Genomic DNA, 24,911 nt, shown 5'->3' with positions numbered 1-24,911 from the left:
TCACAACTCTGCGACACAAGCGCCCCGCAGCACTTTTGAACCTGTTCAGAACTGTCCTCCGCGCCCTAGAGTCGCGGTCACCCGCCGCGGGGCCGCACGTCGGCCGCCGCGTGTCCCGTGACGCTTGAGGGGGACTCATGTCGACACCGTCAGACAGCACACCGCCGCCCGCACCTGCCACTCCGCCCGCGTCTTCCGAGCCGTCCGGGCCCGCCGAGCCGTCCGGGCCCGCCGAGCCGTCCGGGCCCGCCGAGGCGTCCGGGTCTCCCGAGTCGACTACGTCTCCCGAGGCGTCCGCGTCTCGCGAGTCGTCCGGGCCGTCCAAGGCTTCCTCGGGGGCGGCTGCACCTGGTGACGCTGCGTCCGGTGCCGCTGGGGCGGCCGCAGCCGTTCCCGGTGCCGGAGTGCCGGGAGCACGGACGGAGCCCGACAGCGGGCGCGTCGATCCGGTCGCGGACGGGACGACCGGGGAGACCGGTGCGAGCGGCGCGGACGGGACGGGCGGTGCGAGCGGGGGAGTGGAAGCCGGCCGTGTCGCCGCCGAGTTCCGCAAGGGAGCCGCGGAGCCCGGTCAGGCCCCGGCCGCCGCTTCGGCGCCTCGCCCGGGGTCTCGTCCGGTGCCGGGGCCCGGTGGCGGTGGAACGGCCGCCGGCACGGGGAGCGGGCCGCGGCCGGGTGCGGGACCGGGAGCAGGCCCTGGCGTGCGCCCCAGTGCGGGACCCGGTGCAGGTCCCGCGTACGGCGTTCGTCCGGGGACCGGCCCCGGCGTGTGGCTGCCGCCCGCCCCGCCGCCGGACCCGCTGTGGATCACCGCGACCGCGCCGACCCGACCCGCCCTGCCGGGGTTCGGGGTACTGGGGGCCGGTCTCGCCTCCGGTCTGCTCGCCGCGGTCCTGCTGACCGACGGCCTCGGCGTCAACGTGCTGCTCTGGGCGCTGGTCGGTGCGGTCGCCGCAGGACTCGCCGCCACGGCCGGCGGCCGCAAGGTCCGGCCGTGGACGGTGGTGTGGACGGTCACCGCCCTGGTGCTGCTGCTCGTCCCGGCCCTGGTGGAGGCCTCCTGGCCGGTCGTCCTGGCGCTGCTGGCCGCCGCGGGCGCCGGATCGCTCGCCCTGCACGGCGGCAAGCGCTGGCCCGGCGTGCTGCTGGGCGCGTTCGGCATGTGGCCGCACCTGATTCCGGGCCTCGCCTGGGGTCTGCTCTCGCTGCGCAACCGCCAGTACCCGGCCCGCGCCCGGGTGGTGGCCGTGGTCAAGGCGGCGGCCGTCTCGCTGGCGCTGCTGGTGGTCTTCGGCGCACTGTTCGCCAGTGCCGACGCCGCGGTCGCCGAACTCCTCGGCGACCTCGTGCCGAGCGTCGACACCGAGAACCTGCCGATGCAGGTCCTGCTGTTCGTGGTCGGTCTGCTGGTCGCCCTGGCGGCCGCGCACACGGCGGCCGGACCGCGTCGCTTCGACCGCTTGCCGGTGAAGCCGGGCCGCGAGCGCGGCCGGCTGGAGTGGGCGGTGCCGCTGGTGGCCCTCAACCTGCTCTTCGGCGTCTTCGTCGCCGTCCAGGCCGTGGTGTTCGTCGGCGGCTACGAGTCGGTGATGAGCAAGCCCGGGATGATCCCGGCCGAGTACGCCCGGCAGGGCTTCTGGCAGCTGCTGATCGTCACCCTGCTGGTGCTGGTCCTGCTGGCCCTGGCGGGCCGCTGGGCACCGCGCTCCACCCCGCGGGACCGGGTGATGGCCAAGACGCTGCTGGCGCTGCTCTGCGGCCAGACGCTGGTCGTGGTCGCCTCGGCGCTGTACCGGATGCAGCGGTACGTGGACAACTTCGGCCTGACCCGGCTGCGGATCTCGGTGGCCACGGTCGAGATCTGGCTGGGCGTGGTGCTGTTGCTGGTGCTCGTCGGCGGGATCCTCGCCTCCGCCAAGTGGCTGCCGCGGACGGTCGTGCTGAGCGCCGCCGCCGCCACCGCGGTCTTCGGCCTGATCAGCCCGGACGCGATGATCGCCGAGCAGAACGTCCACCGCTTCGAGCAGACCGGCCGGATCGACGTCGGCTACCTCCGCGACCTCTCCGCGGACGCCGTGCCCGCACTGGACCGGCTCCCGGAGGACCAGCGCACCTGCGCCCTGCAGAAGATCGCGAGGGACCTCGACGACGACCGACTGCCCTGGTACGCCACCAGCCTGGCCGAGGCCAGGGCCCGCGAGATCCTGAAGGACCGTTCGGTGCCGCTCATCGGACGCGACGCCTGCGGCCGGGTCGGTGTCCGCCTGGGCGACCCGTACTACGGCGGCGACTACGACTACTGACGCCAACTGATCTCTGCCTGACGCCTGTTGACGCATGCTCATGCGCGCCGGTGCCGCCCGTACCCGGGGCCGGTCCGGCTCGGGTGGCCGCGGTCGAGTCGTGAGGACCGGTGTGTGGTGGCGGGGTCGCCGGGGCCCGCCACCACACGGAGCGTCAGAGCGCCACGCCGGCCGCCCCCTCCGACGGCAGGTCGCTCGCCTTCGCCTTCACCACGAACAGCGCCACCAGCAGGGCGACCGCGGCCAGCGAGGCGCCCACGATGAACGCCTGGCCGATGCCGTGCGCCAGCGTCTCGCTGTACGCGGCACTGCCCACCGGGAACTCGTGCGCCTTCTGGAAGTGCTGCGCCTGCTCGGGAGTGGCCGACTGCAGGAAGCCCGGCACCAGCTCGGTGGCCTTGGACTTGGCCGCATGGCTGAACACGGTGGTGAGGATCGACAGGCCGAGGGCGCCGCCGATCTGCTGCACCGAGTTGAGCAGGCCGGAGGCCGCCCCGGTCTCGTTGTTCGGCACGCCGGACACCGCGATCAGCATCACCGGGACGAAGATCAGGCCCATGCCGAAGCCGAAGATCACCGTGGGGCCGAGGATCCCGTCCACGTAGCCGCTGTCCGCCTTGAGCTGGGTCAGCCAGCTCAGGCCGACCGTGACCAGGGCGGCGCCGCCGGCCATGAACACCTTCGGGCCGAGCTTCGCCTGGAGCGCCGAGGCGATCTGCGCCGCCACGATGATCGCGGCACTGATCGGCAGGAAGGCCACACCAGCCTTGAGCGGGCTGTAGTGGATGACCGTCTGCACGAAGATCGTGATGTAGAAGAAGATGCCGAACATCGCCGCGGCGAGGCAGAGCATCATGATCAGGCCGCCGGTGCGGTTGCGGTCCTGGAACAGGTGCAGCGGGGTGATCGGCTGCGCCGTCCGCCGCTCGATGACGACGAACGCGACCACCAGGACCACGCCCCCGACGAACGAGGCCAGCGTCAGGGCGTCGCTCCAGCCGTCCGACGCGGCGCGGATGAAGCCGTAGACCAGGGCCACCAGGCCGAGGGTCGAGGTGAGCGCGCCGGGCAGGTCGAAGCGGCCCTCCGTCCGCTCCGACTCGTTGATGAACCGCGGCGCGGCGAGCGCGATCAGCGCGGCGATCGGCACGTTCACGAAGAACACCCAGCGCCAGTCGAGGTACTCGGTGAGCAGACCGCCGGCCAGCAGGCCGATCGCGGCACCGGAGCCGGCGACCGCGGAGAAGACGCCGAAGGCGCGGTTGCGTTCGGGCCCCTCCTCGAAGTTGCTGGCGATCAGGGCGAACGCGGTCGGTGAGCAGACGGCGCCGCCGAGGCCCTGCAGGGCGCGCGCGGCGAGCAGCATGGTCGAGTCCTGCGCGAAGCCGCCGAGCAGCGAGGCGAAGCCGAAGAGCAGGGTGCCGACGATGAACACCCGCCGCCGGCCGAGGATGTCGCCGAGGCGGCCGCCGAGCAGGAGCAGGCCGCCGAAGGTGAGGGTGTAGGCGTTGATCACCCAGGAGAGGGTGGTGTCGGAGAAGCCGAGGTCGTTCTTGATGTGCGGCAGCGCGATGTTCACGATCGTCGCGTCCAGCACGACCATGAGCTGGGTCGCGGCGATGACGGTGAGGGTGATGCCCTTGCGCTGGGTGCGTCCCGCCTTCGGTGGTGCGGGTGTGCCGACTGTGTCCGAGATTGCCACTGATTGCCCCCTGTTGGTCCTGCACCGTGGGGTGGTGCCGGAGAATGCGCCCGTGACGTGCGCGGTTGTGCGACTGCGCACGGCCGGTGGCGGTACGCGGACACTGTGAAGGAACGGAGCCGTTCACTATCATGTGGACGATATCCGGAAAGAGATTGTGAACGCAAGCGTTCTCTAGGGTGGTGACGATGGATCAGTTGGTGCGGCGTCAGGCGTCGGTCGGGTCGTCGGGTGCGGTGGCGGCCGGATGTGCGCCGTCCGCCCCCGCCGGCGTGGCGCGGGCCGTACCACTGCAGGCCGGCGCCGAGGCGTCGGCCGGGCCGGCGGCCGCGGTGCCGCCCGTCGAGCCGGGGGTGCCGGGCGTCGATCCCGCGGTGCCGTCCGTTGAGCCGGCGGCGCCTGCCGCGGCCCGGCGGCGGGGGCGCGCCCTGGAGGCCGCGATCTTCGAGGCGACCCTCGAACTCCTGGTCTCCGGCGGCTTCGCCCGGTTGACCATGGAGGGCGTCGCCGGGGCGGCGCAGACCGGCAAGGCCGCGCTGTACCGCCGCTGGGCGTCGAAGGCGGATCTGGTCGTGCACGCCCTGGGGGCCACTCTGCCACCCCCCGTGGACATCCCCGACCTCGGGTCGGTCCGTGCCGAGTTGATGCAGCTCATGGCGGGCTTCGGCGCGATCATGTGCTCGCCGGCCGGCACCGCCATCCGCGTGCTGATGGCCGAGCTCGACCACGAACAGGCCGTCGCCTTCAAGGACTTCCTCGACGGCCGGGTGATGCGGCCGGCCAACGCGGCGATGCTCGCCATCCTCGGCCGCGGCGAGCGGCGCGGCGACGTCCGGCCCGGCGCGGCCACGCCGATCGTCGCCGACGTCGCCCCGGCGATGCTGCTCTACCGGGCCAAGGTCTGCGAGGGCGTGGTCGACGAGGCCTTCTGCACCGAACTGGTGGACCAGGTGCTCATGCCCCTGGTGAGCGCCTACTAGGGCGCGGGGCCAGGGCGCTCGGGCGGTCACTCCAGGGGCGTGCGGGGAACTGCGCCGTCCGGATGCGGCCCACCGGTCGGACCGGGGACGATCCGGATCCGCCGGGAACACCGCTCCCGGACCGCGCAGTTCTCCTCCGGCCTCCTTGCCGGGAGGTGCCTCCATGCGTCCCCGTCAGGCGCCCGGGCGCCCGGGCGCCTTCGAGGCCCGGCCCTGGGGCGGGCCGGGCCGCGGACGGGTCGTCGCCGGGTAGGCCGGTCCGCGTGACCCGGTCGGTCCGCGTGGTTTGGTCGGTCGCGTCGTTTGGTCGGTCGCGTCGTTCGGGGTCGCGGGTCGGACGGGGTCGGGGCGGGTGCCGGCCGTCCGGGGCGGTCCCGGCGGGGACGTAGGCTGGTGCTGCCGGAGCGACACGAATGGACCAGCCATGCCCTACGCCCCCCCGACCCACTCGGTCGAGCGCTCGCTGCGCCGGGCCGGAGCCGCCGTGGTCGCCGGGCTCGACGAGGTCGGACGCGGCGCCTGGGCCGGCCCGGTCACCGTCGGCGCCGCCGTCACCGGACTGCGCCGCCCGCCGGAGGGCCTCACCGACTCCAAGCTCCTCACCGTGAAGCGCCGCGAGGCGCTCGCCCCGGTGCTCGCCGACTGGGTCACCGCGTACGCCCTCGGCCACGCCTCCCCGCAGGAGTGCGACGAACTCGGCATGACCGCGGCGCTGCGGCTGGCCGCCGAACGCGCCCTGGCGGCGCTCCCGGTCCGGCCGGACGCCGTGATCCTGGACGGCAAGCACGACTACCTCGGCGGCCCGTGGCGGGTCCGCACGGTGATCAAGGGCGACCAGTCCTGCGTCTGCGTCTCCGCGGCCTCCGTCCTGGCCAAGGTCCGCCGGGACGGGATGATGGCGGAGCTCGCCGCGGACCACCCCGCCTACGGCTTCGAGGACAACGCCGGGTACCCCTCGCCGGTGCACCGCGCCGCCCTGGAGGAATTCGGTCCGACCTCGGAACACCGCCTGTCCTGGGCCTATCTCGACGGGCTCCCGCAGTGGCGCCACCTCAAGCGCGGCCGGATCGCGGAGCCTGCGGACGAGCAGTTGTCGCTCGGCTTCTGACGTTCCGTCGAGCCCCGGGGCGGCCCTCCGCGAGCCCCGCCGGGTGCCCAACAGGTGGGGTGCCCGTGCGCATCCGACCGGCATTTGATAGATATCCGGGTATGCCTGTCTTCCCCGAGGAGCCGGAGATTCACGAGAGTATCCCGGGCCCCGGCGTTCCCTTCCCCCACAAGTCGGACGCATCCAGCCCCCGTACGCCTTCCGTCAACCCTGCTGCGTCCGGCGTCGTGCCGGGCCAGCGGCCCGCGCCGCCCCGCCCGGCGCCGCCCCGTCCCGCTCCGCCGAGAGCTGCGGGCGCCGTTCCGGGCCCGCGCCCCGGGCCGAAGCCCGGTCCGGGTCCCCACCCCTCGTCCCCGGCCGTCCGGCTGGTCCCCGCCGATCCGCAGGAGGCGCTGGAGCGCGCCGACGAGACGGTGGACCAGCTGCTCGAGTCCGGCCGCCTCCCCGGCGACGTCCTCGTGCTCACGGTCGGCGAACCGCACCCGTGGCAGCAGCACGAGCTGTCCTTCGGCGAGGAGCGCTACTGGGCGCAGCTCGCCGAGGCCGGTGACGTGTTCTACGCCGACGCCGCCACGACCCGGCCGCTGCGCCGCGACGTGGTGATCCTGGTGGTCAACGGCTCCGGGGTCAACCGCATCGCGGGCGCCGCGGTGCGTGCCGCGGAGCGCGCGGGCTCGCTGCTGGTGGTCTGCGGCGGCACGGACGCCGTCGCGTCGCTCTTCCCGGGGGCGGACCGGCCCGTGCCGGCCTGAGCCCGCTCGTCCGGGCGCGTGCCGGCCGGGTCGGGCGTTCCGGCCCGGTGACCGGTGCCGACCGGTGCCGTGGGTTCGCCCGTGGCGGTGCCCGGAGGGTCCGGCACCGTCCGTCGTCGCGGTGCCGCCCGCCTCATCGGCGGGCGGCCGCGCGAACGGTCAGTGCGAGGCCGCGGGGCGCAACGCGTCCAGCGCCGTCACCGCTGCGACATGGGGGTTCCGTGCGGTCCGCCGGACCGGCTCCCGCGCGTGGCGCGGCGGCAGCTCGGTGACGGTGTGCAACGGCCCGTCGGACCACGACCCGGAGTGCGGGTTGCGGCCGCGCCGCCCGTCGCCGATCACGTGCCAGCCTGCGGGTGTCAGCGCGATGTAGGAGCCGCAGCGCAGCCCGTGCAGCGCGGCGGCGTCCTGGAGTGCCCACATCCACGCGCCGTCCTGGGCCGTCCACTCGGGCGAGCCCTCGCGGCAGCGCAGCAGCACGGCCGTGCGGACGGGAGCGGCGAGCCGGAGGTCGTGCGGGACGACCTGCCGGAGGTTGGCCAGGATCGCGTTGCGGTGCTGCCACCCGTCGGTGAGGTGCTGGCGGGTGCTGAAGGAGGCCGAGGCGATCAGCTGGTGCCTGGCGTCCAGCACGGCGACGACCGTGGTGCCCGGTTGAGGCAGGTGCCGCTGGTGCAGCTCACGGACGAAGTCGCGCGGGGCGCGCAGCAACGGCACGTCGGCCTCGGACCAGGCCTTCGGGTCGATGCTCCGTCTGGCGGTGGAAGGATCCTGACCGTGGTCTCTGCGGTTGATCACGATCCTCCTTCCGGCCCGCTGGCACGGCGGTGACGTGGGTACGCCGAATACCGGGTCTTCCGACCAGGTGTGGGGTACGGCCTCAATTCTCCCGTCAGATCGGTCGAAGCGGCAATGATGAAATGCCGAGCGCCGCCCGAAATTCAGTGTTCTGCCGGATATATTCCGTCACGGTCATGCGTCCATTCGCCTGACGGCCGTCCGACGGGCGGACGACGGGTGGTCGAAGTCCGGTTTGCCCCGAGGTGTCCTTCCGGTGAACGGGGTGGCCTCCCGTACGCGATCCGGTTCTCCCGGGGCTCAGGCCTGGAGGGCCAGGACCAAGGGGAGGACCCCCGTCGCCCCGGCGCGACGGAGCAGCCGGGCGGCCACGGTCACCGTCCAGCCCGAGTCCACCAGGTCGTCGACCAGCAGCACCGGGCCGCCCGCCGCGGCGAGCGTCGCCCCCAGCTCCTCCGGGACGACCAGCGTCCCCGCCAGCGAGTGCAGCCGCTGTGCGCTGTTGCTCCGCGGGCCGTGCGGCGGCCGGCCGGCCGCGTACTCGATCCGGCCGAGCAACGGCAGACGGCCGACCGCCGCGATCCGTGCCCCGAGGCTCTCCACCAGCTGGGGCCGGGTCGCCGAGGCCATGGTGACCACGCCGACCGGCCGGGCGAGGCGCGTGCCGTCCGGGCCCTCCGGTCCGGCCCAGCCGCCGGGACCGCGCGCCCAGTCGGCCAGGACGCTCACCAGGGCGTCGACCACCTCGGCCGGGACGGGGCCGTCCGGCGCCGACTCGGCGAGCAGCGTGCGCAGCCTGGTGCCCCAGCCGATGTCGGACAGCCGGCCGAGCGCCCGGCCGGTCTCCGCCTGCTCCCCGGCGGGGATGCGACCCTTGAGCGGCACGCCGAGCGCGTCCATCCCGGTCGGCCACAGCCGGCGCGGCTCGAACTCCGCACCGGGCCGGCCGAGTGCCGCCCGGGCCGCGGCGAGCGCCTCCGCCGACACCTCGGGGCCGTGCGCCGGGCCCGCACAGTTGTCGCAGCGCCCGCAGGGCACGGCCTCCGGGTCGTCGAGCTGCCTGCGCAGGAACTCCATGCGGCAGCCGGCCGACGCCGCGTACTCGCGCATCGCCTGCTGCTCGGCCTCCCGCGCGGCCGCGACCTTGGCGTAGCGCGGCGCGTCGTACGCCCAGGGGCGGCCGGTGGACTCCCAGCCGCCGCGGACCTTGCGGACCGCGCCGTCGACGTCGAGCACCTTGAGCATGGTCTCCAGCCGGTTCCGCCGAAGGTCCACCCGGGCCTCCAGGGCGCCGGTGGACAGCGGGCGGCCCGCCTCGGCGAGCGCGTCGATCGTCCGTCGGACCTGCTCCTCCGGGGGGAAGCCCAGCGATGCGAAGTAGCGCCAGATCGCCTCGTCCTCCCGGCCCGGCAGCAGCAGCACCTCGGCCCGGTCGACACCGCGTCCGGCGCGTCCGACCTGCTGGTAGTAGGCGATCGGCGAACCCGGCGAGCCGAGGTGGACCACGAAGCCCAGGTCGGGCTTGTCGAAGCCCATGCCCAGGGCCGAGGTCGCGACCAGCGCCTTGACCCGGTTGGCCAGCAGGTCCGCCTCCGCGCTGCGGCGCTCGGCGTCCTCCGTCCGGCCGGAGTAGGAGGCCACCGGGTACCCGCGGGAGCGCAGGAAGGCGGTCACCTCGTCCGCCGCCGCCACGGTGAGGGTGTAGACGATGCCGGAGCCGGGCAGCTCGGCCAGGTGGTCGGCCAGCCAGGCCAGGCGGTGCGCCGGGTCGGGCAGCGCGAGGACCCCGAGGCTGAGGCTCTCCCGGTCCAGCGGACCGCGGAGCACCAGCGCCGTGCGGTCGGCCGACGGCCCGCCCGAGCCGTCGGGTGCCCCCGTGCCGAGCTGGTCGGCCACGTCGGCGGTGACCCGTGCGTTGGCCGTCGCCGTGGTGGCGAGGACCGGAACGCCGGGGGCGAGGTCGGCCAGCATGGTGCGCAGCCGCCGGTAGTCCGGCCGGAAGTCGTGGCCCCAGTCGGAGATGCAGTGCGCCTCGTCGACCACGAGCAGGCCCGTGGAGGCGGCGAGCTTGGGGAGGACCTGGTCGCGGAAGTCCGGGTTGTTCAGCCGCTCCGGGCTGACCAGCAGGATGTCCACCGCCCCGGCGGCCACCTCGGCCTGGATCTCGTCCCACTCCTGCGGGTTGGCGGAGTTGATCGTCCGGGCGTGGATGCCGGCCCGGGAGGCCGAGTCCACCTGGTTGCGCATGAGGGCCAGCAGCGGCGAGACGATCACCGTGGGGCCGGCGCCGGCGGAGCGGAGCAGCGCGGTGGCGATGAAGTACACGGCCGACTTGCCCCAGCCGGTGCGCTGCACCACCAGCGCCCGGCGGTGGTCCACGACCAGCGCCTCGATGGCCCGCCACTGGTCCTCCCGGAGGACCGCGGACGGCCCGGCCAGCTCGCGCAGCACGGCCTCGGCGCGCTCGCGGACGGCAGCGCGGTCCTGCTCGGCGGGACCGGCCGGACCGGCCGCGTGCCCGTCACCGGGGGCGTGCCCGGCCGCCGACCGGCTGCCGGTGCGGTCCGGTGCGGCCGATGCGGCCGGTGCGTCCACGGACTCGGATTCGGGGCAGGTGCTGCGCTCGTCCATGGCCCCATGCATACCGCGTGTGACCGACAATGGGCCAATGCAGCGCCCGGCCTGTGGATGACCCGTCATCAGATCGGTTGACGGGAAAGGCCGGTACGGTCCGGGCGGCGGAATTCCCGCGGAATGATCGGCCCGGAAGGTGTGCGGAACAACCGCGGAACAATCCGCAATCCGGAGTTATCCACAGGCTGAACATGCGGCCCGGAAAAAGCCGCATGCTTCGGGCCATGAACCACGACGAACACCGCACCCCGCCCGCCGCCCCCGCCCAGGGGCTGCCCGCCACCCTGCTGCCCACGCCGATGCGCGGCCCGGCCGACATGGCCGAGATGCTGCCCTACCTGCTCGGCTTCTTCCCCGACGACAGCATCGTCGCCGTCGGCCTGCAGGGCCCCTCGCTCCACCAGGGCGCCGTGGTCCGGGTGGACCTCCCGGACGCGCCCGAGCAGTGGGCGCCGGTGGCCCGTGACACCGCCGCGCTGCTGCTGGACCTCTCCGAGAAGCGCGACCGCCGCCCCGACCAGGTGCTGCTCTACCTCGTTCGGGATCCCGCAGACCCGGCGTCCGCGCAGAGCGGCGCACCGCCCGGTGACGGGCCGCGGTCGGCCGAGGCGCTGCGTCCGCTCGCGGACGGCCTGGCCGGTGCCTTCCGGGCGGCCGGGGTCGCCGTGAAGGAGTCCCTGTTCGTCTCCGGCGGCCGCTGGTGGTCGTTCCTGTGCACCCGCACCGGGTGCTGCGACCCGGCCGGCACACCGATCCGACCCTCCCACCGGCCCAGCCCCGTCGCGGCCGCCGCGGCCTTCGCCGGCTTGGCCCCGCGTGGCAGCCGGCGGGCGATGGTCGCCGGCCTGGCGCCCGTCGGGCCGCCGCTCGCGGACGTCCAGCGGCAGGAGATCGAGCGGGCCGGCCCCGGCTTCCTCCAGGAGCTCGCCGCCGGGCGGACGTCCACGGTCGACCGGACGGGAGAGATGATCACCGAGGTGATGGCCGAGTTCCGGGCCGGCGCGCGGGAGATCGACGCCGAGCGCGCCGCCCGCCTGCTGCTCGGCCTGCAGGACAAGCTCGGCCGGGACCGCGGCGCCGAGTTCGCCGAGCCGGACGAGCTGGCCGTCGCCCAGCGCGTGTGGCGGTTCCTCGTCCAGCGCTGCGTCAGCCCGTTCGAGCACCTCGCGGCGCCGCCGCTCACCCTGCTCGCCTGGACGGCCTGGATCGCCGGCGACACCGCCACCGCCCGGATCATGCTCTCCCGGGCATTGGAGGTGGATCCGCGCTACACCCTCGCCCTGCTGCTGTACGAGTCGATCAACGGCGGCCTGGCGCCGGAGCGGCTCCTGGCGAGCGTCCGGGAGCAGCGCGCCAACCGCACGGCCCGGGAAGCCCGGGAAGCCCGGGCGGCCCGGGGAGCTCCTGCGGTCCGTCCCCCGACCGAACCGGCGGATGCCGGATCCGACGCGCCCCCGGCCGGCGCCCAACGCCCGGCCGTGCCCGGGCCGGCCCCGACCCACCGGTCGGCACCGGGCGCAGCGGCCACCGCATCCGTCCTACCGGGGGCTTCCGGGGAGCACCGATCGTCGGACCACGGCGGCCCGGGCGCGGACGCCGCACCCACCGAGGCGGTCGGCGACAGCGGTTCGGATCCCGCGGCGCCGCCCGCCGAGGGATCCACGCCCGCATCCGGCCCCACGCCCGCATCCGGCCGCACCACCGCGCGGGGCCGCCGACCGTCCGGACACGGAAACGACGCCGCGCCCCGCCCCACGGCGGGCGGGCCGCCCGGCAGCTCGCCGCACACCCCGTACCGCACCCCGCTGCACCGACCCGTCGGGCCGGCCTGGGGCAGGCCGCGGCCGACGGCCCCGCAGGGGCACGAGCGCCCGACCGGTCAGTGGCCCGCCCGACGGCCGGGCGGCGGCTGAGATGCACCGCCGACCCGGCGCCCGGGCCCTGCTGCTACGCCTCTCCGCGTGCCATCCGCACCAGGCGGTCGAGCACCGCCCGGCCGCTCACCCGCAGGGCGTCGTGCTCCCACTCGTTGGTCAGCCAGAAGCGCAGGTTGCCCACCGCCCGTGCGGTCTCCAGCGAGTCCGCGGTGTCGACGTACATGTCGTCGAAGTACACGGCCGCGTACACCGGCACCGTGTTGGCGGCGAGCCGCTCGGGGGAGTACAGGTCGGGCCAGTCGCGGCGCTCCGCGAGCACCTGGGCCGTCTCGCGCAGCGGCTGCAGCGCCGGGTCGGTCTCGAACATCCAGGGGTAGATCATCTCGCCGGTGAACAGCACCGGTGCGTCGCTGTCGAGGGCGGCGTCGGCGTCGAAGGCGGGGAACTCCTTGCGGACGCGCTCGGCCGCCCACCCGGTGCCCGCCGGGTCCACCGAGCGCTGGCCGTAGATCGACTCGTGCAGCACGGCGTACAGCGGGTTCTGCGCGAACGAGAGCTGCGCGTGCACCCCGGTGAGGAAGGTGTCGGACAGTTCCGGCCCGTCCACACCCTCCACCCAGGCCTCCTCCAGCAGGTAGTGCAGCGCGCCCGAGCCCGACCCGGCGCCGAGCATCAGGCCCAGTGCCTGGAAGGCCGGGACGGTCAGCAGCCCGCCGTCCGGCAGCCGGGCCGGCTGCTGCGCGAGGTGGGCCGCGATCCTGCGGACGGCCGCCACGTCCTGCGGGTAGCGGGTGTAGTGCGCCGCGTTCTTGGCCGCCACCCGCGGGTACGCCGCGCGGTAGACGTCGTCCGCCGAGGACCGCAGGCCGGCCAGGCCGCCCGTGACGAACGCCTCGCGCAGGCCCTCCGGCGCCAGCGACAGGTAGGTCAGGGTGCAGAAGCCGCCGAAGCTCTGGCCGAGGAGGCTCCACCTGCCCTCCTCGCCCAGCAGGAGGCGGCGGATCAGCTCGGCGTCCCGGACGATCGAGTCGGCGCGGAAGCGGGCGAGGTAGTCGGCCTGCTCGGCCGGGCCGCCGCGGCGGGCGAGGGTCTGCCGATTGGCCGGGGTGGACCGGCCGGTGCCGCGCTGGTCGAGGAGCAGCACCCGGTAGTCGTCGAGGGCGCGGTTCAGCCAGTCGTCGCGTCCCAGCGGCCGCCCGGCCTTCCCGCCCGGCCCGCCCTGCAGGTAGAGCAGCCAGGGCAGGTCGTCGTTCTCCCGCCCGGACGCCACGACCTCCCGGGCGTACACCTCGATCCGCTCGCCCTCCGGCCGTTCGTGGTCGAGCGGCACCCGGAAGACATGGTCCGTGGTGACGATTCCGGGCAGTCGGCCGACGGTGGACATGCAGCTCCTCGGTACGTGCTGGTCGCAGTCGCGATGCGACGCGCGTCAACCATGTTCCGGGTACGGGCGCCGCCGAACCGCACCGTATCCTGGCGGCGGACGGGAGCCGACGGGGGAGGGCCATCGAGGTGGCCGCGCCGCAGTCGGCGGTCGGGCCGGGCAACGTCGAGGGGGCGACGCGGTGGGCCGGGCGGTCGCACCTCGCCTGCGCGCCGTCGCCGCCGCGCCGGTCGGCGTGACCTGTGGCACGTGCAGGACGTTCATCATCGGGGCGCGCGGGCGGCATCGACCACCCGCAGGCCCTGCACCGAGTCAAAGCGCACCGCACCACCGGTGCGCGCGGACCTCAGCGCGTCCGTCCGGGCGGAGCACCGGCCGGACCCGGCCGCGCCGGAGTCGGTGCGGCTCAGGCCCGCTCCCGCCCCGCCGATCGACCTGCCGCGTGCCGGCAGAGCAGCAGCACAGACCGCGAACGAACACGCTCGCGGTCGACCGGCCCAGCAACAGCCGGCCGACCGAGGGGAGGAGAGCCCGGTGACCGTTTCCAGGCCACCAGAGCCGGCAGCACCGCCGCCGGCCACCGAGCCGAACCCGGCGCCGGGTGCGCCCTTGGCGCCCTCCTCGGCGCCGCCTCTTCCCCCCGAGCCGACCGCACCGCCCACCGGGGGCGTGGCACCCGGTCGGCCGGTCGGCCCGGCCGCACCGCCGGTGTCCGCCGCGCCCCCCGTACCGCAGGGTGCCCCCGTGCCTCCCGCTCCTGCTGCACCGCCTGCACCCGCGGTCCCGCCCACCCCACCGGCACCGTTCGGGCACGCCGCCGCACCGACCGCCCCGGGCCGACCCCCCGGCCGGCCGCCGACGAGCCAGCCCCTCGGCCCCCCGTCCCCCCGGACGCCGCCCTACGGAGTCCCCCTCCCCCCGACCTCGCAGACCCCGCCGCACGGCGTCCCGACCCTGCCCTACGCGGCCGGGACCCCGCCGTACGGCGTGCCACTGCCGCCCCCGGGCGCGCCGACCAGCACCGCTCCCGGTCAGCCGAGACCGCCGGCGCCGCCCCGTACCCAGGCGGCCGCCGCCGCCCACGACCTGCTGATCTGTGCGGCCGCCCCCGCCCTGGCCGCGTCCGGGGCCGACGGCCAGCTCCGCGGCCAGGGACTCCAGGGCTTCTACCGGTCCGGTGTCCGCACCCTGGCCCGGATGGAGCTGCGCCTCGGCGGCATCGAACCGATGCCGCTGCAGGGCGCGCTCACCTCCGCCGCCGAGGCCCGCTTCGTCGGCAGCGTCCGCATCCCCGGCGACCCCGATCCGGACCCGGCGCTCACCGTCGAACGGCTGCGCCACGCCGACGGGACGGAGACGGTCACCGTCCGCAACGCCGGAGGTCGGCCCGCCCGCCTCCCGCTGGAGATCACCTTCGGCACCGACCTCGGCCTGCTCGGCGACATCGCGGCCGGCCAGCGCAGCGCCGACCTGCCGAGCCAGGTCCAGTCGGCCGGTCTGCGCTGGGCGGGGCACGGCCGCAGCGCGTCCGTCTCGGCGCGCCCCACCCCGCACGCCGTCCTGGCCGGCGCGGGCGTACTCCGCTGGGACCTGGAGGTGCAGCCGGGCGCCCGCTGGTCGGTCGACCTGCAGGCCGAGCTGGAGAGCGTCCCGCCCGGCGGACGCCCGCCCACCGGACGCGGCCAAGGCGTCCCGCTGCCCTGGTCCGAGCCCGAGGTGCGGTGCGACGACGCCCGGGCGCAGCGCCTGGTCCCCGCCTCGCTTGACGCGCTGGCCGCTCTCCTGCTCGCCGACGCCGACCGCCCGACCGACCTCTACGCCGCCTCCGGCGCGCCCTGGCGGTTCGGCCTGACCGCCGCCGACGCCCTGTGGGCCGCGCGCTGGACGCTGCCCTTCGGCACCCGGCTGGCAGCGGGGACCCTGCGGGCGCTGGCGCGCCGTCAGCACGCGGGCCGCCACGGCGGACCCGGCACCGCAACGCCGTCCGGAGCCCCGGGCGGGGCGGTGGCCGGGGCTGGGGCCGGCGCTGCTGCTGCGGGACCGGGGGAGGGGCTGATCCCCGGCCCGATGCGGCACGGCGGTCCGGAGCTCCCGCCGACCTGCACCGCCACCGAGGCCACCCTGCTGTTCGTCACCGTGTTGGCCGAGGCGTGGCGTTGGGGCCTGCCGCGGCACGAGGTGATAGAGCTGCTGCCGGCGATGGAGCGGGCCCTGGCGTCGCTCCGCGCCTCCGTCGCCGAGGGGCCGGACGGGCCCGAGGGCTTCGTCGTCGACCTCAGCCGTGCCCCGGAGGAGCGGTCGAGCCGCACCGCGGTGGCCCGGTGCGAGGTGCAGGCGCAGGCGTACCGCGCCGCCCTGCACGGCGCCGAGCTGCTCGCGGCCTTCGCCCGGCCCGGTGCGGCCGAGTGGCTGAGCTGGGCCGCGGCCCTCCGGGAGCGCTTCCGGGAGCGGTTCTGGATCGACGACCTGGCGGGTGGCCGTCCCGCGGCGGCGCTGCTCGGCGGCGGGCGGACGGTCCCCGCGGTCGCCTCCTCCTTCATCCACCTGCTCGACGTGGGCCTCTCCCGCGAGGGTGATCTGCACGAGGGCCTGCTCGACCGGGAGCAGACGAGGCTCCTCGCCCAGCGCCTCGCCGCCCCGGAGCTGGACTGCGGCTGGGGGCTGCGGACCCTCAGCGCCAAGTCGCCGAGGTTCAACCCGCTCGGCCACCGCAGTGGTGCCGTCCGGGTGCACGAGACGGCGCTCGCGGTGGCGGGCCTCGCCGACGCGGGATTCGAACGAGAGGCGGGCCAGCTGCTGGAGGGCCTGTTGGGTGCGGCCGAGCACTTCGACGGACGACTGCCGGAGATGTACGCCGGGGAACAGCGGGTGACGGGGTGTCCGCCGGTGCCCCACCCGGCGGCCTGCCGGCCGGCTGCGCTGTCCGCGGCGGCAGGCGTCCACCTCGTCCTCTCGATGGCCGGCATCCGGCCGGACGTCCCCGGTGGGCGGGTGGTGGTCCGCCCGGCCTCCAGCACACCGCTCGGCGAACTGCAGCTCACCGGCCTGCGGGTGGCGGGCGAGCCGTTCTCCGCCCGGGTCAGCCGGATCGGCGTGGCCGTCGTCGAGGAGGCCTCGCCCCAACTCCAGCTCGGCGCGGGCTGAGCCGGGTCGGTCCAGCCCGGCTCGGCCCGGCCCCGGCCCGCCGCCGCACCGCGCCGCGCCGGACGGCCACACCGCACCACGCCGCCGCACCGGGAGCACGGCACCATCCCGCCGCCCGGCGCGGTGGTGCCGTGGAGCCACGGATCTGCGCGGCCGGCGCGGTCGGTGCGGCCGGCGCGGTCGGTGCGGCCGGTGCGGTGTGCGCGGTACCGCCGACGCGGCGTGGTCGGCTGCCGTGCCCGGCCGATTCCGTACCGGAGTTGCGGGGCCCTCACCGGTGCTCTGTGTTTATCGTCAGAGAGACGACTATCATCATCGCCATGTCGCGCTATGACCCGTCGGCCTTCCCCCCGTTCGCCGTCACCGTCGACCTGGTGGTACTGACGGTCCGGGACCACGAACTGTGCGCGCTGCTGGTCAGACGGGGCGAGCCGCCGTTCCAGGGGTACTGGGCACTGCCCGGTGGCTTCGTCCGCCCGGACGAGGGCCTCGCCGAGGCGGCCTCCCGCGAACTCGCGGAGGAGACCGGCCTGCGCGCGTCCGCACCCGGCCAGTCCGCGGCCGGCGTGCACCTGGAGCAGCTCGCCACCTACGGTCACCCCCAGCGCGACCCGCGGATGCGCGTGGTCAGCGTCGCCCACCTGGTGCTCGCGCCGGACCTGCCCACCCCCCGCCCCGGCGGCGACGCCAGTAGCGCCCGCTGGGCCCCCGTCCACGAACTGCTCGACGACGGCCCGGCGGACGGGGTCCCACTGGCCTTCGACCACGGTCAGATCCTCGGGGCCGGCGTCGAACGCGCCCGCTCGAAGATCGAGTACTCCTCGCTGGCCACCGCCTTCTGCCCCCCGGAGTTCACGGTGGGGGAGTTGCGCCGTGTCTACGAGGCCGTCTGGGGCGTGGTGCTCGACCCGCGGAACTTCCACCGCAAGGTCACCGGAACTCCCGGCTTCCTGCTGCCGTCCGGCGGTACGACGACCCGGCAGGGTGGCCGTCCCGCGCAGCTGTTCACGGCGGGCGGGGCCACCGTCCTCAACCCGCCGATGCTCCGCCCCGAGGCCTGACCGCCGCTCCCGAGCAGGGCCGGAGCCCTGCTCGGGAGCACGTTCCCCGAGCAGCCCCGACCGCACTGATGATCGGTCAGAACACCGGTTACGTCACCTGATCGAGTGAGCTCGGCGGCCACGCTCCCCATCGGCATGCGCAATGCCCGGAATCCTCCCCGCCGGGGCCTAGGGTGCTGGCGCGGGCAGCGGAGCGCCGCGCCCCCCAGGGCCGGCGCACCCGGTCGGCCGAGGCACGGGAGCAGGCAGCGATGATCCAGATCACCGGACTGACCAAGGTCCACCGGCGGGGCGCCCCGCCTGCGCTGCTCGACCTGACCTTCGACACCCGTCCCGGCACGGTCACCGCCCTGCTCGGCGACGAGGGCGCGGGCAAGACCACCGCGATCCGGCTCATGGTGGAGCTCGAACGCGGCCGCGGCGCAGCCCTGTTCGACGGCCGCACCTACCGCCGGCTGCGTCGCCCCGAGACCCGGGTCGGCCTGGTGCCGGACGCCGGGCCGTCCTGTCCCGGGCACCCCGGCCGGAAGGCTGCGGACCACCTGCGGATGCTAGCCGCCGCGATCGGCGTGCCCGCACGCCGTGCCGACGACCTGTTGGAACAGGCGAGGCTCGCGGGCGTGGCCTCCCACCGGCTGCGGTCCTTCTCACCGGGCATGAACCGTCGGCTCGCCCTGGCAACCGCCCTGCTCGGCGACCCGCAGGCCCTGCTGCTGGACGACCCGACCGCCGGACTCTCGCCGCGCAGCACCGAGTGGCTGCACGCCTTCCTGAGGTCCTTCGCCGCGGCGGGTGGCACGGTGCTGCTGACCACCCGCTCCCCGCAGGAGGCCGGCACGGTGTCCGACCGGGTGATCACCCTGGTCCGGGGGCGCCAGGTGGCGGACCAGAGTGCCTCGGAGTTCCGGGGCACCCGGCTCTGCCCGGAGGTGGTGGTGCGGGGGCCGCAGACGGCCCGGTTCGCCGACCTGCTGCTCGCCCGGGGCGCGCGCGTCCGACCCGACGGCAGGTCGGGCATCGCGGTCGGCGGTCTGGCCCGCACCGAGATCGGCGAACTCGCGCACCGCCACGGCATCCTGCTCCACGAGCTCGCCGACCGCGCGATCGGCCGCCCGCTGCCCCACCCCGTGCTGCCCGCCGGATCCGGCCGATCCGGCGAGGTCGTCCGACTGCACCGCACCGAGCCCGTGCCGTCCTCACCGATCTCATCCCCCTCGCCCCCGTCACAGCCCTCGCCACAGCCCTCACCCCCCTCGCAGTTCTCGCCGTCACCGGCCCCGCAGGACGACAACGGCGCCGCCAGGCACCGCCCGGGAGCGCTGCCGACCGTCGGCGCGCCCACCACCGGACCCCGTCCGAGGCCCGCGCCCGCGCCGACCTGGTCCGCGACGCCCCCGTCCGCGCTCTCGTCCGTGCTCTCGTCCACCTCGCCGTTCCCCCGCTCGGGCCGACCGCCGGCACCGACCGCAGCATCTGCACCCGCCCCTGCAGCCGCACCCACCGCCGAGGACCCGCCGACCCGTCCCCTGCCGCCCGTCCGGCCGGGGCCGGGACTCCCCGCCGCGATCACCCCCACAGCACGCACGGCCCCTACAGCCCCCACAGCTCACCCGCACCCGGCACCGGACGAGTCCGCCCGTCCGGTGTCCGACGGAGACCACCACCGGAGTGAGGCCCCGTGAGCGCGCTGCCGTTCCACGTCCTGCCGTTCCACGCCCTGTCGTACGAGGTCAGGCGGCTGCGCGGACTGCGCTCGACCTGGCTGATCGCGGCCGCCGTGCTGGTAGTGGGCGCGGCGGTGGCCGCCGTGGCGGCGCGGCAGCAGGCCCCTGGCCCGCTGCCGGCGGCGGCCGGGCTGCAGGCGGTCGCCGCCGTCGTCCCGCTGGTGCCGCTGCCGGTCGCCGCCCTGGGCGTCTGCCTGCTCGGCGCGCTCTCCTACGCCCACGAGGTCGGACACCCGGGCCTGCCGGCCTCCCGGGTCGCACTGTCGCGCCGCTTGGCGCTGATCCTCGCCAAGCTGACGGCGATCGGCGGGGCCGGCCTCCTGCTCACCGCCGTCACCGTCCTGGTGAACACCGCGGTGCTGTGGCTCGCCCTGCCCGCCGGCGTGGACGCCGGCGCACTCCTCCCGGGTGCGACCCCCGCTCCGGCCGCACACCAGGAGAGCGTCGCCGCCCCGGCGTGGGCGGCTTCCCCTGCGTGGGGGACCGCCCGGGGCTGGGAGACCGCGCTGGCGGCGGTCGGCCGGCCGTTCGGGGTGTTCGCCGCGGTGGTGGTGCTGGCGGGGTGGGCCGGCCTGGTCGCGACCTCCCTGGTGCGGCAGGCCGCCGCGGGGTTGGTGCTGGTGGCAGCGGTCGCCGTACCGGGGGAGCTGTTCGCCGGCCTGCTGCTGCGCCGGTCCGGGGGCGGGGCGGACGGACTCGGCGGCCCGGCCGTCGTCCAAGGGCTGCAGATCCTTCCCGACCTGCGGCTGCTACGGCCCCTGCCGACGCTGAAGACCCTGCTGCCGTTGCACGACGGGCTGGAGAGGTTGCGCGTCCGCGACGGCCGCGCGGTGGCCGAGGTCCTGCACCTGCCGCTCCCGTTGCTGCTCGCGCTGCTGCTGGTGCCGCCCGCCCTGGGGCTGGCGGCGGCGGTCGCGCTCCAGCTCCGGCGCCGTGAGCTGTGAGCTGTGAGAACGGGCGCCGTGAGCCGCGGGAAGGGGCTCGGCGACGGTCGCCCGTCCGCGGCCGGGCCATGACCGGAACCGGCGTCCGAGCGATCGAAAGAGGACGGTCTGCCTGATAAGAAGTCAATGATCCAGCCGCAGGCGATCACCCTTTCGTGTGCTTTTCACGAGAATCCTCAAGCCGGGTGGGGCGATCGCCGACAAAGGACGTGTGAGTACCCTTGCGCACCCCGCCATGACCACCGCCCGTCCGGCCGACGGCATCGCCGCCGCCGAGATCGACCGCTTCCCCTACGCCGAACGGCCCGTCCCGCCCGCACCCCGCTGGGAGGGTGCCGAGTCCGAGCTCGGCCGGGTCGGCCGCAAGACCACCAGCAGCCGCGGCCGCGGCCTGCACGGCCAGCTGGTCCAGCAGCTCGGCCAGATGATCGTCTCCGGCGACCTCGGCGCCGACCGCCCCCTCGTCCCGGAGGAGATCGGCCAGCGGTTCGAGGTCTCGCGCACCGTCGTCCGCGAATCGCTGCGCGTGCTGGAGGCCAAGGGCCTGGTCAGCGCCCGGCCGAACGTCGGCACCCGGGTCCGCCCGGTCGCCGACTGGAACCTCCTCGACCCGGACATCATCGAGTGGCGCGCCTTCGGCCCGCAGCGCGACGAGCAGCGCCGCGAGCTGTTCGAGCTGCGCTGGGCGATCGAGCCGCTGGCCGCCCGCCTCGCCGCCGGCCACGGCCGGGAGGACGTCCAGCACCGGCTGGTCGAGCTGACCGAGATCATGGCCCACGCCGCCACCCAGGGCGACGGCGTCGGCTACGGCCGGGCCGACGCCGAGCTCCACAACCTGGTGCTGCAGATGGCCGGGAACCGCATGCTGGAGCACCTCTCCGGCATCGTCTCCTGCGCCCTGCAGGTCTCGGGCGGCCCCGGCTCCACCTGCGAGCGTCCCTCGGACGCCGCGATCAGCCTGCACGTCCGCCTGGTCGACGCCCTCGGCACGGGCGACGGCACCGCCGCGGAGACGGCCGTTCGGGCGCTGCTCACCGTCCATCCCGACATCGAGCACGCCGTCCCGGCCCCGCGCGAGCACTGAGCGGAGCGTCCGGACCAGGATCCGAGGCCGCACCCCGCGCCACCCGAAGCCCGCACGGCCGCACCGACCCGCACCACCCGGTGCCCACACGGCCGCACCGAGTCGCACCGCCCCGCAGCACCCCGCAGCACCGATGCCGCACGGCCCTTCCGCCGCCCGAGCCCCGTCCCCCGGGGCGGCCGGAGGGCCGTGTCGCCCGGTGTCGAGGCCGTTCCGCCCGAGGCCGCGGGGGGTCCGCGGCGGTTCCGCCGGTGGTGTGACCCGCGCCACGAACGGGATGCGTAACACTTGAGGGGTGGCAGCGATGTGTACGGAGCGGAAGCAGCTCCGGAATACCACCACCATGTCAGAATGCTGTGTTGGTCTGCGGCGCTGCTGCCGTCCTGCAAACCCAGTCCTCGTCCTCAAGTCCGAGCCGGTCGGAGTCGACCCCGCACGTGATCGTGCGTGATCGTCCCCCGTCCTCTCGTACGGTCGGGTACGGGTTCGAGTCCACTCATCGTCCGAGAGGTTGTTCGTGTCGGCCAGCACATCCCGTTCGCTCCCCCCCGAGATCGCCGAGTCCGCAGCACTGCTCGCGCTCATCGAGCGGGGCAAGGCCCAGGGGCAGATCGCCGGTGACGACGTGCGTCAGGCGTTCGAGGCGGACCAGATCCCGGTCACCAAGTGGAAGAACGTCATGCGCAGCCTCAACCAGGTGCTGATTGAGGAAGGAGTGGACCTCATGGTCAGTGCGGCCGAACCGGCCGGCTCCAAGCGCAAGAGCGTCGCGGCCAAGAGCACCACCAAGCGCACCGCGACCAAGACGGTCACCACTCGGACCCCGGCCGCCCCGGCCAAGCCGCCGGTGCGCATCGCACCGGCCGCCACGCCGGCCGCCCCCGTGGCCGCCCCGGCCGTGGTGGCCGCGGTCGCCGCGGAGACCACGGTGATCGGGTCCGGTTCCGTCGAGGCCGTCGAGGCGAAGACCGCCGCGAAGAAGGCCGCCGCCCCGGCGAAGAAGGCCGCGGCCAAGAAGACCGCCGCGCCCGCCAAGAAGACCGCCGCCAAGAAGACCACCGCCTCCAAGACCGGCAAGGCCGGCGAGGAGGAGGCCCTCGGCGAGGAGGAGCTGCTCGAAGAGGTGGCGCTCCCCGGCGACAAGGCCGAGGGCGAGCCCGAGGAGGAGTCGGAGGGCTTCGTCCTCTCCGACGACGACGAGGACGACGCGCCGGCCCAGCAGGTCGCCGTCGCGGGTGCCACCGCCGACCCGGTCAAGGACTACCTCAAGCAGATCGGCAAGGTCCCGCTGCTCAACGCCGAGCAGGAGGTCGAGCTCGCCAAGCGCATCGAGGCCGGCCTGTTCGCCGAGGACAAGCTGAGCCAGGCCGACAAGCTCGCCCCGAAGCTCAAGCGCGAGCTGGAGATCATCGCCGAGGACGGCCGCCGGGCCAAGAACCACCTGCTGGAGGCCAACCTCCGCCTGGTGGTCTCGCTGGCCAAGCGCTACACCGGCCGCGGCATGCTCTTCCTGGACCTCATCCAGGAGGGCAACCTCGGTCTGATCCGTGCGGTCGAGAAGTTCGACTACACCAAGGGCTACAAGTTCTCGACCTACGCCACGTGGTGGATCCGCCAGGCGATCACCCGCGCCATGGCCGACCAGGCCCGCACCATCCGCATCCCGGTGCACATGGTCGAGGTCATCAACAAGCTGGCCCGCGTCCAGCGCCAGATGCTCCAGGACCTGGGCCGCGAGCCCACCCCGGAGGAGCTGGCGAAGGAACTCGACATGACCCCCGAGAAGGTCATCGAGGTCCAGAAGTACGGCCGCGAGCCGATCTCGCTGCACACCCCGCTCGGCGAGGACGGCGACAGCGAGTTCGGTGACCTGATCGAGGACTCCGAGGCGGTCGTCCCGGCCGACGCGGTCTCCTTCACCCTGCTCCAGGAGCAGCTGCACTCCGTGCTCGACACCCTGTCCGAGCGTGAGGCCGGCGTCGTCTCGATGCGCTTCGGCCTGACGGACGGTCAGCCGAAGACGCTGGACGAGATCGGCAAGGTCTACGGCGTCACCCGTGAGCGCATCCGCCAGATCGAGTCGAAGACCATGTCGAAGCTGCGGCACCCGTCGCGTTCGCAGGTCCTGCGCGACTACCTGGACTGATCCCCGGGGCCACGGCGGCCCGGCGACGAGACAGGCCCGAAGGGCCCGGAGCACCACGCTCCGGGCCCTTCGGCACGCCCGGGCCCCGCTCTCCGTACGGCCGGGGGAGCCGAACCGCCCGGGCGGGGGAGCCGCGCCGCCCGGCAGCACCGCCGGTGTCCCTCGTACGGGTGGCCGCAGGCAAGGTGACGCCACGTTGGGTGACGGCTCGACTACGCTGTGCCGGTTGTCCGTCGTCGAGCCAGCTTGGAGATCCGGTGCCCTCCCTGGACGTCCCCGCCATCCGGCCCCGCCCCCTTGACCTCCGCAGCGACCCCGGACGGACGGCCGCGGCCCGTGCCGGCCGCCGCCGCACCCGCCGGGCGGTGGCGGCGGCGCTGCTGGCCGCGCTCCCCGCCTCGTTGACGGTGCTCGGCGCGGCCGGCCCCGCCGCGGCGCAGCGCCGGATCGTCGGTGGTGCGGCCTCCTCCACCTCCGACCACCCGTGGATGGTCGCCGTCGCCAGCCGCCAGCAGTTCGGCAGCAGCCGCTCCGGGCAGTTCTGCGGCGGCGTGCTGGTCTCGGCCACCAAGGTGGTCACCGCCGCGCACTGCTTCTACGACGAGCGGACGGGCCACCGTGCGGACCGGCCGGGGCTGCAGGCCGTGATCGGCCGTGACGACCTGCGCGACCGGGACGGCCGGGAGGTCACCGTGCGCAACGTGTGGATCGACCCCGGGTACGACTTCACCCGCAACCTGCGGGACGTGGCGGTGCTCACCCTGGCCGAGCCGCAGGCCGGCCGGCCGGTGATCGGCATGGTGGCCCAGGGCGAGACCGGGCCGTACGCCGCGGGCACCGAGGCGCGGGTCTACGGCTGGGGCGACACCCGCGGGAACGGCAGCTACTCGCCGACGCTGCGGTCGGTCGAGGTGCCGGTGGTCTCCGACGAGGTGTGTTCGCGCGCCTACCCCGCGGGTGGGGACAGTCCCTACGACGCGCGGGTCATGGTGTGCGCCGGTGCCGAGCAGGGCGGGCGGGACGCGTGCCAGGGCGACAGCGGCGGACCGCTGGTGGTGGCCGGGCGGCTGGTCGGGCTGGTGTCCTGGGGGACGGGCTGCGCGGAGGCGGCGCACCCGGGGGTCTACACCCGGCTCGCCGCGGTGGCGGACGATGTGCGCTCCGCACTCTGACGGTCACCGTCCGACGCGGTGTCAGTCCGCCTGCGGCCGGTGGCAGTCCGTGCGCGGGCGGTTCCGCTGCGTGGGCGCGCTCTCACGGAACGCGACGC

16 protein-coding genes are annotated in these 24,911 nt (G+C 75.1%); 12 read left to right on the top strand and 4 right to left on the bottom strand.

Annotated features, from left to right (window positions below; translation table 11 throughout):
• Positions 1-767: 767 nt before the first annotated feature.
• A complete protein-coding gene (locus AB0O09_RS16130; protein ID WP_363542321.1) occupies positions 768-2,303 on the top strand; it encodes a DUF4173 domain-containing protein in 1,536 nt (511 codons plus the stop codon).
• Positions 2,304-2,457: 154 nt separating this feature from the next.
• Here the strand turns inward: AB0O09_RS16130 and AB0O09_RS16125 are convergent, their stop codons facing one another.
• On the bottom strand, positions 2,458-3,999 hold the full coding sequence (locus AB0O09_RS16125; RefSeq protein WP_363542367.1) for an MFS transporter: 1,542 nt from the start codon (positions 3,997-3,999) through the stop codon (positions 2,458-2,460).
• Between the two features lie 194 nt (positions 4,000-4,193).
• Between AB0O09_RS16125 and AB0O09_RS16120 the strand changes: the two genes are divergently transcribed.
• The 3 genes from AB0O09_RS16120 to AB0O09_RS16110 all read left to right on the top strand — a co-directional run bounded on the left by AB0O09_RS16120 (position 4,194) and on the right by AB0O09_RS16110 (position 6,845).
• On the top strand, positions 4,194-4,985 hold the full coding sequence (locus AB0O09_RS16120) for a TetR/AcrR family transcriptional regulator (protein WP_363542320.1): 792 nt from the start codon (positions 4,194-4,196) through the stop codon (positions 4,983-4,985).
• 424 nt (positions 4,986-5,409) lie between these two features.
• Positions 5,410-6,093 carry a ribonuclease HII gene (locus tag AB0O09_RS16115; RefSeq protein WP_363542319.1) on the top strand — a complete coding sequence of 228 codons (684 nt, stop codon included), beginning with the start codon at positions 5,410-5,412 and terminating at the stop codon, positions 6,091-6,093.
• Positions 6,094-6,506: 413 nt separating this feature from the next.
• Positions 6,507-6,845, top strand: a complete 339-nt coding sequence (locus AB0O09_RS16110) for a hypothetical protein (RefSeq protein ID WP_363542318.1) — start codon at positions 6,507-6,509, stop codon at positions 6,843-6,845.
• A 159-nt stretch (positions 6,846-7,004) separates the two neighbouring features.
• Here the strand turns inward: AB0O09_RS16110 and AB0O09_RS16105 are convergent, their stop codons facing one another.
• Positions 7,005-7,643, bottom strand: coding sequence for a hypothetical protein (locus AB0O09_RS16105; RefSeq protein WP_363542317.1), 639 nt, complete (start codon positions 7,641-7,643; stop codon positions 7,005-7,007).
• Positions 7,644-7,943: 300 nt separating this feature from the next.
• Positions 7,944-10,274, bottom strand: coding sequence for a DEAD/DEAH box helicase (locus AB0O09_RS16100; protein WP_363542316.1), 2,331 nt, complete (start codon positions 10,272-10,274; stop codon positions 7,944-7,946).
• A 227-nt stretch (positions 10,275-10,501) separates the two neighbouring features.
• Here AB0O09_RS16100 and AB0O09_RS16095 point away from each other — a divergent pair, with 227 nt between their 5' ends.
• The gene (locus AB0O09_RS16095) at positions 10,502-12,190 is read left to right on the top strand and encodes a DUF4192 family protein (RefSeq protein WP_363542315.1); all 1,689 of its coding nucleotides are present in this window, start codon (positions 10,502-10,504) and stop codon (positions 12,188-12,190) included.
• 34 nt (positions 12,191-12,224) lie between these two features.
• Here the strand turns inward: AB0O09_RS16095 and AB0O09_RS16090 are convergent, their stop codons facing one another.
• The gene (locus AB0O09_RS16090) at positions 12,225-13,538 is read right to left on the bottom strand and encodes an alpha/beta fold hydrolase (protein ID WP_363542314.1); all 1,314 of its coding nucleotides are present in this window, start codon (positions 13,536-13,538) and stop codon (positions 12,225-12,227) included.
• 987 nt (positions 13,539-14,525) lie between these two features.
• On the opposite strand from AB0O09_RS16090, the gene AB0O09_RS16085 reads away from it, so the two are divergent.
• From AB0O09_RS16085 to AB0O09_RS16055, 7 genes are all read left to right on the top strand, one after another.
• Positions 14,526-16,682 carry a glycogen debranching N-terminal domain-containing protein gene (locus tag AB0O09_RS16085; protein ID WP_363542313.1) on the top strand — a complete coding sequence of 719 codons (2,157 nt, stop codon included), beginning with the start codon at positions 14,526-14,528 and terminating at the stop codon, positions 16,680-16,682.
• Positions 16,683-17,002: 320 nt separating this feature from the next.
• Positions 17,003-17,743: an NUDIX domain-containing protein gene (locus tag AB0O09_RS16080; protein WP_344623252.1), complete on the top strand. Its 741-nt coding sequence runs from the start codon at positions 17,003-17,005 to the stop codon at positions 17,741-17,743.
• Between the two features lie 251 nt (positions 17,744-17,994).
• On the top strand, positions 17,995-19,425 hold the full coding sequence (locus AB0O09_RS16075; protein ID WP_363542312.1) for an ABC transporter ATP-binding protein: 1,431 nt from the start codon (positions 17,995-17,997) through the stop codon (positions 19,423-19,425).
• Positions 19,422-20,411, top strand: a complete 990-nt coding sequence (locus AB0O09_RS16070; RefSeq protein WP_363542311.1) for a hypothetical protein — start codon at positions 19,422-19,424, stop codon at positions 20,409-20,411. The genes AB0O09_RS16075 and AB0O09_RS16070 overlap by 4 nt, the downstream gene beginning before the upstream one ends.
• A gap of 211 nt (positions 20,412-20,622) precedes the next feature.
• Entirely contained in the window at positions 20,623-21,495 is an 873-nt protein-coding gene (locus AB0O09_RS16065; RefSeq protein WP_363542310.1) for a FadR/GntR family transcriptional regulator, read from the top strand.
• A gap of 511 nt (positions 21,496-22,006) precedes the next feature.
• Complete coding sequence (locus tag AB0O09_RS16060; protein WP_363542309.1) at positions 22,007-23,641, top strand: RNA polymerase sigma factor; 1,635 nt, start codon at positions 22,007-22,009, stop codon at positions 23,639-23,641.
• A 257-nt stretch (positions 23,642-23,898) separates the two neighbouring features.
• A complete protein-coding gene (locus AB0O09_RS16055; RefSeq protein ID WP_363542308.1) occupies positions 23,899-24,813 on the top strand; it encodes a serine protease in 915 nt (304 codons plus the stop codon).
• Positions 24,814-24,911: the final 98 nt, after the last annotated feature.

This window comes from Kitasatospora sp. NPDC093679 (genome assembly GCF_040683455.1).
Taxonomy (GTDB): domain Bacteria; phylum Actinomycetota; class Actinomycetes; order Streptomycetales; family Streptomycetaceae; genus Kitasatospora; species Kitasatospora arboriphila.
The sequence above is the reverse complement of the archived record's forward strand: the minus strand, read 5'-3'. Positions and strand labels throughout refer to the sequence as shown.